Annotated in this window: 11 protein-coding genes; 6 read left to right on the top strand and 5 right to left on the bottom strand. The window is 63.5% G+C overall.

The window, feature by feature from the left end:
- The first annotated feature begins 62 nt into the window (after positions 1-62).
- Complete coding sequence (locus AC0L20_RS10030; RefSeq protein WP_473288378.1) at positions 63-551, top strand: MmcB family DNA repair protein; 489 nt, start codon at positions 63-65, stop codon at positions 549-551.
- Positions 552-660: 109 nt separating this feature from the next.
- Here AC0L20_RS10030 and AC0L20_RS10035 read toward each other — a convergent pair whose 3' ends face one another.
- On the bottom strand, positions 661-1,215 hold the full coding sequence (locus AC0L20_RS10035; protein ID WP_007598178.1) for an ActR/PrrA/RegA family redox response regulator transcription factor: 555 nt from the start codon (positions 1,213-1,215) through the stop codon (positions 661-663).
- Between the two features lie 103 nt (positions 1,216-1,318).
- Positions 1,319-2,629, bottom strand: coding sequence for an ActS/PrrB/RegB family redox-sensitive histidine kinase (locus tag AC0L20_RS10040; protein ID WP_247285183.1), 1,311 nt, complete (start codon positions 2,627-2,629; stop codon positions 1,319-1,321).
- Positions 2,630-2,734: 105 nt separating this feature from the next.
- On the opposite strand from AC0L20_RS10040, the gene AC0L20_RS10045 reads away from it, so the two are divergent.
- From AC0L20_RS10045 to AC0L20_RS10060, 4 genes are all read left to right on the top strand, one after another.
- A complete protein-coding gene (locus AC0L20_RS10045; RefSeq protein ID WP_027514591.1) occupies positions 2,735-3,538 on the top strand; it encodes an ABC transporter ATP-binding protein in 804 nt (267 codons plus the stop codon).
- Positions 3,539-3,647: 109 nt separating this feature from the next.
- Positions 3,648-4,466: an ABC transporter permease gene (locus AC0L20_RS10050; RefSeq protein WP_473288379.1), complete on the top strand. Its 819-nt coding sequence runs from the start codon at positions 3,648-3,650 to the stop codon at positions 4,464-4,466.
- A 121-nt stretch (positions 4,467-4,587) separates the two neighbouring features.
- A complete protein-coding gene (locus AC0L20_RS10055) occupies positions 4,588-5,916 on the top strand; it encodes a polyhydroxyalkanoate depolymerase (RefSeq protein WP_473288380.1) in 1,329 nt (442 codons plus the stop codon).
- Between the two features lie 216 nt (positions 5,917-6,132).
- Positions 6,133-6,972, top strand: a complete 840-nt coding sequence (locus AC0L20_RS10060; protein WP_007615997.1) for a M48 family metallopeptidase — start codon at positions 6,133-6,135, stop codon at positions 6,970-6,972.
- 177 nt (positions 6,973-7,149) lie between these two features.
- Here AC0L20_RS10060 and AC0L20_RS10065 read toward each other — a convergent pair whose 3' ends face one another.
- A complete protein-coding gene (locus AC0L20_RS10065; RefSeq protein WP_473288381.1) occupies positions 7,150-7,809 on the bottom strand; it encodes a hypothetical protein in 660 nt (219 codons plus the stop codon).
- Between the two features lie 346 nt (positions 7,810-8,155).
- Complete coding sequence (locus tag AC0L20_RS10070; RefSeq protein WP_473288382.1) at positions 8,156-10,375, bottom strand: transglycosylase domain-containing protein; 2,220 nt, start codon at positions 10,373-10,375, stop codon at positions 8,156-8,158.
- 167 nt (positions 10,376-10,542) lie between these two features.
- Here AC0L20_RS10070 and AC0L20_RS10075 point away from each other — a divergent pair, with 167 nt between their 5' ends.
- On the top strand, positions 10,543-10,968 hold the full coding sequence (locus tag AC0L20_RS10075) for a DUF1330 domain-containing protein (RefSeq protein WP_473288383.1): 426 nt from the start codon (positions 10,543-10,545) through the stop codon (positions 10,966-10,968).
- A 60-nt stretch (positions 10,969-11,028) separates the two neighbouring features.
- Here the strand turns inward: AC0L20_RS10075 and AC0L20_RS10080 are convergent, their stop codons facing one another.
- Entirely contained in the window at positions 11,029-12,255 is a 1,227-nt protein-coding gene (locus AC0L20_RS10080) for an ABC transporter substrate-binding protein (RefSeq protein ID WP_007615994.1), read from the bottom strand.
- Positions 12,256-12,369: the final 114 nt, after the last annotated feature.

A 12,369-nucleotide genomic window follows, 5' to 3' on the forward strand; every position in this document is an offset into this window, starting at 1 on the left:
TGGCTATGGGTCCCGGCCTACGCCGGGACGACAGTGATGACGGAATAGGCTATCCTGTCGCCATGGAGCATCCCGCCCGCATTGCCATCGTGCCGCCGCCCGACCGCCGTCAGTCGGAAACGGCGCTGGCGATCGCGCGCGGCACGGCGCGGTTGTTGCGCTCGCTCGGCTTCACCTGCATCAGCGAATTGCCGCTGCCCTCCGGGCGTCGCGCCGATCTCGTCGCGCTGAACGAGCGGGGCGAGATCTGGATCGTCGAGATCAAATCGTCGGTGGAGGATTTGCGCGCCGATCAGAAATGGCACGAATACCGGGCGCATTGCGACCGGCTGTTCTTCGCCTTCACGCAGGACCTGCCTTGCGAGATCTTTCCGCAAGATACCGGCCTGATCATCGCGGACGCCTATGGCGCGCACCTGCAGTGTGAGGCGCCCGAGCACAAGCTCGCTGCGGCCACGCGCAAGCAGATGACGGTGCGGTTCGCGATGGCGGCGGCATTGCGGATCAACCGGCTGGTCGATCCGCAGGGGCATGCGGAGTTTTGGGAGTGAGTCCGTAGCCCGGATGGAGCGCAAGCGAAATCCGGGATTTGCGCATACGGAACGGCTGTCCCGGATTGCGCTTCGCTCCATCCGGGCTACGCAATGATCCGCGACGCCGTTATCGCGGCGCGCGCTTCGCCAAAATCCGCTGCAACGTGCGCCGATGCATGTTCAGCCGCCGCGCCGTCTCCGAGACGTTGCGGTTACACATCTCATAGATGCGCTGGATGTGTTCCCAGCGCACGCGGTCGGCCGACATCGGGTTCGCCGGCAATTCGGACTTGTCCGACCCGGTCGACAGCAGCGCCGCGACGACGTCGTCGGCGTCCGCGGGCTTCGAGAGATAATCGACCGCACCCATCTTCACCGCGGTGACGGCGGTGGCGATGTTGCCATAGCCGGTCAGCACGATCGCGCGGGCGTCGGGGCGCTTCTTCTTCAGCGCCGAGACCACGTCGAGACCGTTGCCGTCACCGAGCCGCAGATCGACCACGGCGAATGCGGGCGCCGCCTTGCCGATCTGCGCCAGACCGTCCGAGACTGTGTCACATGACGTCACGGCAAAACCGCGCGTTTCCATGGCGCGCGACAGCCGCTCCAGAAACGGCTTGTCGTCCTCCACGATCAGGAGCGAGCGGTCGGTCTGTTCGTTCAGTTCGGCGATGGCGTTCAAGGTTTCGTCCTCTCTCCAGCGCTTCTACATATGGCGGCGCAATCGGGCGGTGCCAAGGGCGCCAATAGTCGATCGGCCCCGTTGTGCGACGCAAGGTCGCGGCCTATCCTATTGTTTCTTCGAAGGTCTCGATAGCCTCAAAACGCTCTCGCGGCCACGTGATCTGGACCACTGCGCCATGGTCCGGAAAGGTCCGGTTGGTAAACGAGACCTTGGCGCCGGTGCGCTCCAGCAAGGTGCGCGCGATGAACACGCCGAGCCCGAGGCCGCCGCCTTCGTCCTGGCTGCGCCGCCGCGACAAATACGGCTCGCCGATCCGGTTCAGGATGTCAGGCGGAATGCCGGGACCATCGTCGGAGATCACGAGCTCGATCGTGTCCTTGTTCCACCACGCATTCACCTCGACGGTGGTGCGGGCGAAATCGACTGCGTTCTCGACGATGTTGCCGACCCCGTAGAGGATCGCCGGATTGCGCGAGCCGACCGGCTCGGCCACGATGGCGACGGCGATGCGCACCTTGATATCCACGCCGAAATCGCGGTGCGGCGCCACCACCTCCTCGATCAGCTCCGAGAGCTTCATGCGGTCGAACGGCGCCCCGGTGGAGGAGAGCTGGGTGATCTTGCTCAATATGTCGCGGCAACGCTGCGTCTGCTCGCGCAAGGTCTTCAGGTCGGCGGCAAAGTTCGGCTCCTTCACCGTCTTCTCCAGCTCGCGCGAGATCAGGAAGATCGTCGCGAGCGGCGTGCCGAGCTCGTGCGCTGCGGCCGCAGCCAGGCCGTCGAGCTGGGTCAGATGCTGCTCGCGCGTCAGCACCAGCTCGGTCGCGGCCAGCGCGTCGGCGAGCTTGCGCGCCTCTTCGGTGACCTGGAACGAGTAGAGGCTGGTGACCCCGATCGCGAGCGCGATCGAAAGCCAGACGCCGACGAGATAGATCGGCGGCAGCACCAGCGGATCGTCGGAATCCCAGGGCAGCGGCAGATGGAAAAAGAACAGCACCGAGGCGCAGGCGACAGCCAGCACGCCGAGGCCGAATGTGAAGCGGGCCGGCAGCGCGGTCGCCGAGATCAGCACAGGCGCGAGGAACAGGAACGAGAACGGGTTCTGGAGTCCGCCGGTGAAGAACAGGAGACCCGCCAGCTCCACGATGTTGAGCGCGAGCAGTCCGGCCGCCTGCATCGGCTCCAGCCGCTGCAGCGGATTGGACACGGTCTGGAGCCCCAGATTGAGCGCTGCCGACAGCGCGATGATGCTGACGCAGGGGACGATCTCGACGTTGAATTCCAGCCCCTGCGCCACGATGAAGATCGCGGCGAGCTGGCCCAGCACCGCGAGCCAGCGCAGCCGCAGGATGGTATCCAGGCGGATATGCCGCTGCGCGGGGCGAAAGTCGGAAGCGGCAAGTTCGGTCATTTCGGCCAATGGGGCGGTGCCTTCTCGATCACAAGCGCGCGGCTCACGGAACCACCGGATTACAAGCCTTGCGCTCTCCGCTGCAATAGCAGAAGAACGCCCAGCATGACCGAGAATGACAAGGCTTCAAGCTGGCCGACTGTCGCGGATCGCAGCCTCTCCGCGGCAATCGCGGTCGATCACCTCGTCAAGGTGTACAAGCAGACCCGCGCTGTCGACGACATCTCCTTTTCGCTTCCGCGTGGCAGCATCACCGGGCTGCTGGGCGGCAACGGCGCCGGCAAGACCACGACCATCGCGACGATCATGGGCCTGGTGCTACCGACCTCCGGTCGGGTCCAGGTGCTCGGGCATCGAATGCCGGAGGACAGCGCCTCCGTGCTGGGGCGGATGAATTTCGAGAGCCCCTATGTCGACATGCCGATGCGGCTCACGGTGCGTCAGAACCTCACCGTGTTCGGCAAGCTCTATGCGGTGAAGAACCTCTCCGACCGCATCGCTGAGCTCGCCTGCGATCTCGATCTCACCGAGTTCATCGACCGCGCCAACGGCAAGCTCTCCGCAGGACAAAAGACGCGCGTTGCGCTTGCCAAGGCGCTGATCAACCAGCCCGAGCTGCTGTTGCTGGACGAGCCGACCGCCTCGCTCGATCCCGACACCGCCGACTGGGTCCGGGGTCATCTGGAGCGTTATCGCAAGGCGAACAACGCCACCATCCTGCTGGCCTCGCACAACATGCTCGAGGTCGAGCGGCTCTGCGACCGCGTCATCATCATGAAGCGCGGCCGTATCGAGGACGACGATACGCCCGAAGCCATCATGGCCCGCTACAACCGGACCACTCTGGAAGAAGTGTTTCTGGACGTCGCGCGCGGCAGGGTGAACGGCGCGCAGGAGGCGGCACGATGAATGAGGCCGTTTGTTGCGACCGTAGCCCGGGTGAGCGAAGCGATACCCGGGAACGCCGCCAGCAAGGTCCCGGGTATCGCTTCGCTCATCCGGGCTACGCGGTGCAGCAATGAGTGAGGCCTCCCTCCATCGCGGCATCTCCATCCACCGCATCGGCGCGATGATCCTGCGCTATTGGTACCTCTTGTTGTCGTCCTGGCCGCGGCTGCTCGAGCTGCTCTACTGGCCGGCGCTGCAAGTCATCACCTGGGGCTTTCTTCAGCTTTATATCGCGCAGAATGCGAACTTCTTCGCGCGTGCCGGCGGCACCCTGATCGGCGCCGTCATCCTCTGGGACATCCTGTTTCGCGGGCAGCTCGGCTTTTCGATCTCGTTCCTGGAAGAGATGTGGGCGCGCAACCTCGGCAATCTCATGATGAGCCCGTTGAAGCCGATCGAATTCCTGCTGTCGCTGATGATCATGAGCCTGATCCGGCTCGCGATCGGCGTCATCCCGATGACGCTGCTCGCGTTGTTCCTGTTTCACTTCAACGTTTATGCGCTGGGCGTGCCGCTGATCGCGTTCTTCTGCAACCTGATCTTCACGAGCTGGTCGGTCGGCATCTTCGTCTCCGGCCTGGTGCTGCGAAACGGCCTCGGCGCCGAGAGCATCGTCTGGACCTTGATGTTCGGAATCATGCCGCTCGCCTGCGTCTACTATCCCGTCAGCGTGTTGCCGGTCTGGTTGCAATATATCGCCTGGACGCTGCCGCCGACTTACGTGTTCGAAGGGATGCGCGCGCTGCTGATCGAAAACACCTTCAGGACCGATCTGATGCTGAGCGCGTTGGCCATCAACGCGGTGCTGTTGGTTGCATCTTTTGGGGCATTCCTTGCTCTTTTGCGCAGCGCCCGGATGCAGGGCTCGCTGCTGTCAGGCGGCGAATAACGTCACTTTCTCGTGGATTCAGCCCGGTTTGGGCACCTGGGCCACGTAGATGTACGGAACCATGCATTGACGCAATATTACGCATTCGGCAGTATGCTGCGATGCGAAGAGGAATATAGCGATGCCGATTGGTGAGTTTGGCGGCGCGCCGCCCCTGGTGGCCGAAGGCAGTCCGGTCCTGACGACGCCGATGTACTGGATGTACGAGATGGGGCAAGCCTCTCTCAATCCGGCGCGTGCGATCACGGACGCAACCAAGCTGCTGTTTCAGAATCCGCTGAACCCATGGGCGCGCACCGAAGTCGGCAAGTCGGTTGCCGCGGCCTGCGAGTTGTTCGAACGCACCACGCGCCGCTACGGCAAGCCGGAATGGGGTCTCAACGACACCGAGGTCAACGGCATCCGCGTCCCCGTCGAGGTCCGCTCGGTCTGGGAAAAGCCGTTCTGCCGTCTGCTCTATTTCGATCGCAAATTCACCCGTCCGCTGCGCAGCCCGCAGCCGCGCGTGCTGATCGTCGCGCCGATGTCAGGCCATTACGCGACGCTGCTGCGCGGTACGGTCGAGGCTTTCCTGCCGGCGCATGAGGTCTACATCACCGATTGGGCCGATGCCCGCATGGTGCCGCTCAGCGACGGCCGCTTCGATCTCGACGACTACATCGACTACGTCATCGAGATGCTGCATGTCCTCGGCGGCAACACCCATGTGCTGGCGGTGTGCCAGCCCTCGGTTCCCGTCGTCGCCGCCGTTTCGATCATGGAAGCGCTACGTGATCCGTTCGTGCCGACCTCGATGACGCTGATGGGCGGCCCGATCGACACCCGGCGCAATCCGACCGCGGTGAACAACCTCGCCCAGGAGCGCGGCATCGACTGGTTCCGCAACCACGTCATCACCAAGGTGCCGTTCCCGCATCCGGGCATGATGCGCGACGTCTATCCGGGCTTCCTGCAGCTCAACGGCTTCATCAGCATGAATCTCGACCGGCATATGGATGCCCACAAGCAGCTGTTCGCCAATCTGGTGAAGGGCGACGGCGACCTGGTCGACAAGCATCGCGACTTCTACGACGAATATCTCGCGGTAATGGATCTCTCGGCCGAGTATTACCTGCAGACCGTCGACACCGTGTTTGTGAAGCATTCGCTGCCGAAGGGCGAGATGACCCATCGTGGAACACGCGTCGATCCCTCCAAGATCACGCGCGTCGCGTTGATGACGGTCGAAGGCGAGAACGACGACATCTCCGGCATCGGTCAGACCGACGCAACGCACACATTGTGCAGCTCGATTCCCGATCACCGCCGCGTTCATTACGTCCAGAAGGGCGTCGGACATTACGGCGTGTTCAATGGCTCGCGCTTCAAATCGGAAATCGTGCCGCGCATCCATGACTTCATGGTCTCGGCGGCGAATCCGAGCTCATTGCAGGCGCTCGCGGCCGAATAATCGCGTTTTTCGGCTTTCCCGCTGAAAATCGACGCCTGTCGGAGGCTCCGACAGGGGCAAGTTCCCCCCAGATTCGCGGTATTTAGGTAGCTTTGTAGGAGTGAGTCCAACCTCACCCCTTGGGGGTGCCGCATGCGCTTGGCGGGGGCGAAAAAAGCCGGTTCCAACCCCAGTCTGTAGGGTCTCCCGGACGCCAGACCCCTGTATATTGGGCAAATGATTTGTTTTTGCGCCGAGCGCTTTCCCTGGCGGCGGTTATGGCAGAATCCGGGCGCTCTCCTGCCCCCCGGACTGACAGACATGGCCACTCGCGCACTCCTCTATCGCCGGCCCCACGAGCCGAAGACCCTCCTGATCACCCATGGATCGCAATATTTTGCGATTCGACTGCGCCGGCATCGCCGCGCGCGCCGTTACACGCTCAGAATTCATCCGAGCGATCGCGAAGCCATCCTCACCATGCCGCCGCGCGGCACGCTCGCCGAAGCAAAAGACTTCGCGCAGCGCCACGGCGCATGGATCGCGGCACGTCTCGGCCGTTTGCCGAAGGCCGCGCCGTTCCAACCTGGCACAGTGATACCGCTTCGCGGCGTTTCTCATCGCATCGTTCATCGCGCCGGCACCCGCGGTACGGTGTGGACGGAAGTGCGCGACAGCGGTGAACGCATTCTCTGCGTCGCCGGCGGCGTCGAACATGCGGACCGTCGCGTCAGCGACTTCCTCAAGCGCGAGGCCCGTCGCGATCTCCAGCGCGCGGCGGAATCCTATGCCGTTGAACTCGGCGTCAAGGTCAAGCGGCTCTCGATCCGCGATCAATCGAGCCGCTGGGGCTCCTGCACCTCGGCCGGCTCGTTGTCGTTCTCCTGGCGCCTGATCCTCGCGCCGCCCTACGTGCTCGACTACCTCGCCGCGCACGAGGTCGCCCATCTCGTCGAGATGAACCACTCGGCGCGATTCTGGCGCGTCTGCGGCAAGGTCTGCCCGTCGATGGAGCGCGCCAAGAAATGGCTCGATACATACGGCAACGATTTGCACCGGTACGGGGTCGAGGATTAGGTCCTCGCTGCCAGCCTCCATCTGACGCTGTCATCGCCCGGCTTCGACCGGGCGATCCAGTATTCCGAGACGGCTGTTGTTGAATCGAGAAGCCGCGGCGTACTGGATTCCCGCGTTCGCGGGGAATGACAGTTGAGAATGCGGCGACGTCCGCGCGAACTCAATTCATCCCTCTGCTCAGGCGCTGACATCCGCGCTTGTCCCCGGCTGCGTGCGCGAGGCGAGATAGGATGACTGCAATTGCGCGGCCGCCTTCTGGCCCTCGGCCAGCATCGCCTGGAAGGCCGCGTCGAGTTGATCGCGGCTATAGGTTGCGGAGCTGCTTTCACGCGGGGTCCATTGCGATTGCGTGATCGCGGTGGAAGCTTTTTCAACGGTGCCTCCGAGCCGCTCGGCGTATCTGTCGGCCCGCCACTGCGCCAGATCCGGGCCACTCAGACCGGGAGGATCGTCCAGCTTGCCGATCTTTGCAGCCGCCTCGTTGGTCATCGTCGAGGACCCGCCATTGTACAGGGTGGCGACCACCTTGCCGTCGACCTTCACCTGAGCATAGGTATTCTCCGGTGCATCGTCCGAGACGGCCGATTGAGTCGCGCTCGTATCATGGGTCATCAGCCAGTTCGTTGCCATGAGGTCGCGCAGGTGAGGATTGTCGGCCGCCGATATCGACTTGGCGCCTGTCAGCGGCTTGACCTGCGAGACGTCGATCCGAAAGCGGTCGGTCGCAGCATCAGTTGCATCCGGCACCGCCGGCTGAAGACTCGATGTCCTATTTGAAGCGGACGTTGATGCGGGCCGCAGATGAGGCAACGCCGCGCTGGATACACCGGACATCATGGAACGCTCTCCGATACTTGCTCAACCTATGAGAGCAAATCCCGGGCCGCCGACCGGGGTTTGAAGAGACTGGTGTTTTTGCGTTCCGGGAGCTGCGGGGATCGGTCGATTTTGCCATGGTAGGCAGGACTTGCCGAAGACGAGACCGGTGGCGAACAGGGATAGCCGAGATAGCGGCCGCGTTCGGCAGAACGGTTCTGTTTTGCCCGACGTGTCAAATGGCCTTGCTGCCAGAATCAGCCGTCTTGCGACTCGCGTAAGCCGTTGATTCCGCTATCACTGGCTACTGTGCATGGGGTTGTTTTCGCGATTTTTGTTTTGAGGCCACAACGACCCCACGCAGAACCTATCGATTTCCGCCGAACAGCCGGTCCATCAGCCAGCCATCGAGCCCTGCGGCTGCTTCCGGACGCGCATTGGCGCGCGTGGGGGGCGGGCGATAGCCGCCGTTGTTGGCCGGTGCCGGCGCCGGTGCGGGTGCTGCCGCGGTTGGCGGCGACACTTGCGACGTCGCCTGCGCCAGGTTCGACAGGCCCCAGCCACCTGGAGAGCTCGGCAGCGCTGCCACCGGGACGCCCTCGTGCGCCGTCTTCATGAAGCGCGACCAGACTTCGACCGGCAAGCCGCCGCCGGTCGCCTTCTTGGTCGGCGAGTTGTCGTCATTGCCGAGCCACACGCCGGTGACGAGGTTGGCGGTGTAGCCGATGAACCAGGCGTCGCGATAGTCCTGGCTGGTGCCGGTCTTGCCGGCCGCCGACCAGCCCGGGATCTCCGCCTTCTTGGCGGTGCCGCTGATCAGCGTTTCCCGCATCATCGCGTTCATCATGCCGACATAGCGGGGGTCGACCACCTGGTTGTGCTCGTCCGCCTGGCGCATGTAGAGCAGCTTGCCACCGAGCGTCCTGATCCGCGTCACGACATGCGGCGTCGCCGTGAAGCCGCCGTTGGCGAAGGGTGCGTAGGCGCCGACCAGCTCGACCATCGAGACTTCGGAGGTGCCGAGCGCGATCGAGGCGTTGGGCTCGAGTTTCGAGGAGATGCCGAGCCGGTGCGCGGTGCGCACCACGTTCTTCGGCCCGACCTCGAGGCCGAGACGGATCGCGACCGTGTTGAGCGACATCGCGAGCGCCTGGGTCAGCGTCACCGCGCCGAAATATTCGTGCGTGTAGTTCTCAGGCCTCCAGCCCTTGACCTCGATCGGCGCGTCCTGGCGGAGCGTGTCCGGCGTCAGTCCCTGCTCGAGCGCGGTGAGGTACACGAACGGCTTGAACGAGGAGCCCGGCTGGCGCCTGGCGGTGACCGCGCGGTTGTACTGGCTCTCGGAATAGTTCCGGCCGCCGACCATGGCGCGCACCGCGCCGTCAGGCGTCATCGCCACCAGCGCGCCCTGGCTGACATTGAACTTCACGCTCTTGGCCGCGAGTTCGTCGATGATGGCGGCTTCCGCCACGCTCTGGAGCTTCGGATCGATCGTGGTCTCGACCTTGATGCTCTCGTCGATCTGGCCGACCAGATCGTCCAGCACCTCGCCGATCCAGTCGGCGACGTAATTGACCGTGCCGGCGCCGACCGGCTTCACATTGTAGGAGGGTTGGCCGATCGAGGCCTGCGCCTGCGCTTCGGTGATGAATTTGGCATCCGCCATCGCCGTGAGCACGATTTTCGCGCGCGCTTCGGCGCCCTCGGGGTTGCGGTTCGGCGCGAGCCGCGAAGGCGATTTGACGAGGCCGGCCAGCATCGCGGCCTCCGCGACGGTGACGTTCTTGGCCGACTTTCCAAAGTAGCGCTGCGCGGCGGCTTCGACACCATAGGCGCCGGAGCCGAAATAGACGCGGTTGAGATAGAGCTCCAAGATCTCGTTCTTGGAATGCTTGCGCTCCAACCAGATCGCGAGCTCCGCTTCCTGCAGCTTGCGCGCCATGGTGCGCTCCTGGGTCAGGAACAGGTTTTTCGCCAATTGCTGCGTCAGCGTCGAGCCGCCCTGCGACACGCCGCGATGGAGCAAATTGGTGACGAGCGCGCGCAGGATGCCGACGGGGTCGATGCCGAAATGCGAATAGAAGCGGCGATCCTCGATGGCGATGAACGCCTTGGGCAGATATTGCGGCAGATCCTTCAGTGAGACGTTGGCGCCGGCCATCTCGCCGCGCTGTGCCAGCATGCTGCCGTCGATGCCGACGATCTGGATCGTCGGCGGCCGCTTGGGGATTTCCAGCGACTGGATCGGCGGCAGATGAGCGCCGACATAGATCACGACGCCGATCACGGCGATCGCACCCCAAAGGCCCAGCACCGCGCCCCAATAGACGAGGCGACCAAGGCTCGCGCCGATGCGTGACTTCGATCGCCGCTTGGCACTGCCGCGGCCGGCCGGCGCCTTCCGCTCGCGCGGCGGCTCGTCGCCGGTATCCTCGCTTTTGCGCTTGGCAGATGATTTCGTTGATTTCTTCGGCTTGTCGTCGCCGCCGGGAATGCGGTCGGCCGCGGTCAGGCGCAGATCGGCGAGTGCTGCAGGCAAGCCGAACAGCGGCTCCTTGCGCCCACCCTTTTTCTTTCCCAACCCCATACGCAAACGCCCGGTCAGCCCGCCCCGCCGCACGCTAGCGGTCGCTGTTTAAGGCCCGGTTACCCAGAGCTTAACGCGCGATTAGGAGGTGCGGCATTCGCTGGCCGCAGTTCCGCTGGGCAGTCGGCGGCGCTAGGATCGCCGGCATAAAACAAGAGGGAACGCAGATGGGCCACATCGATCCAACCAAGGAGATTTTCGCGCAGTTCCGGGACAACGACCGTCCCGGCCCGATCCACATGCTCAATTTGGTGCGCTTGCGCAAGGAGGCGGCCTATCCGGATGGGCGCAAGGCGAGCGGCGCGGAAGCCTATGCGGCCTATGGCCGCGAGAGCGGCCCGGTGTTCGAACGCCTCGGCGGCCGCATCGTCTGGCAGGGCAAATTCGAGCTGATGCTGATCGGCCCGGAGACCGAGCGCTGGGACCATTGCTTCATCGCCGAATACCCAAGCGTCGCCGCCTTCGTCGAGATGATCCGCGATCCCGTCTATCGCGACGCGGTGAAGCACAGGCAGGCCGCCGTGGAGGATTCACGGCTCATTCGGCACGCGGTGCTGCCGGTGGGGAAGAACTTTGGCGAGATACCGGATTGATTTTCCGTCATGGCCGGACTTGGCCCGGCCATGACGACGTTGAGGCAGTTGCTTCCGAGACTAACCCGCCGGACTCGCATCCTCAATGATCGGGCCGAACAGCTCCCAGCGCTCGCCGTTGAACTTCATCATCTGAAGCTGCTTGTTGACCCGGTAGTCGGTCGGTGAGGTGTTGGCCTTGATGCCGGGCAGCGCGGTGTCGCTGGTCACGTCCTTGAGCGAGGCGGCCTGCTTCATCACGTTCTCGCGCGTGAGGTCGTCGCCGCACTGCTTCAGCACATGGACCAGCAGCTGCGCCGTGCTGTAGCCGTAGGTGTTGAAGTTCGAATCCTTGTCGCCATCCGGATAATACTTGGCCATGAAGTCGAAATACCTCTTGAGGCCGGCATCGTCCTTCCAGGTCGGATCGAGCGGTTCCTTGCCGTAATTGACGCTGATCAGGCCCTTGGCGGCGTCGAGGCCGGCCGGCTTCAGCACCGCGCCGACCGAGGTGGCGTTGATGTCGACGATCTGCACCGGATGCCAGCCCATCTCGGCGATCTTCTTGATCGCCTGGGCCGCCTGCTTCGGCGTGGTGGCGCTGAAGAACAAATCGGCGCCGGCGTCCTTGATCTTGAGGATCTGCGAATCGACAGTCGGATCGGAGACTTCGTAGGAAGCTTCAGTCACGATCATCTTGGCAGCCTTGTCGCCGAGGCCGGCCTTGATGCCGTTCAGATAGTCCTTGCCGAGGTCGTCGTTCTGATAGAGCACGCCGATCTTGGCGTTCGGATGCTCCTTCAGTATGTACTGTCCGTAGATGCGGCCTTCGACGAAGTAGTTGGGGTTGAAGCCCATCGTCCACGGAAAGTTCTTCGGATCCGTGAACCTCGAGGCTCCGGTCGCCGCGAACAGTTGCGGCACCTTCTTCGAATTGAGATATTTCTGCACGGCTGCGTTCACCGGCGTGCCGATGATCTGGAAGGTCAGCAGGACCTCGTCGCTCTCGACGAGCTTGCGAATCTGCTCCACGGCTTTCGGCGGCGAGTAGGCGTCGTCATACTGGATCAGATTGATCTTGCGGCCGTTGACGCCGCCCTGGTCGTTGATCATCTTGAAATAGGCGGCCTGGGTCTTGCCGATCGACGAATAGGCCGACGCCGGTCCGGAAAACGGCATCGTCTGGCCGACCTTGATCTCGGTATCGCTGGCGCCCGGATCATATTTCTTCTGGGCATTGGCCGCCGAGACCGACAGCGCCAGGGTCAGCGCCGTTGCCGTGGCCAGATGCAGAATTCCATTCCTCATTCGCGTTTCCTCATTGTTTATTGCCGGTGATCAATCGGGTGCGCTTGTGCGCACGGGGCGTCACCGCTGAGGGCGAGTGTGAATGAGGCATTGTTGCAACGCAAGGTGCGCGTG

Source organism: Bradyrhizobium sp. Kon58, assembly GCF_055807455.1.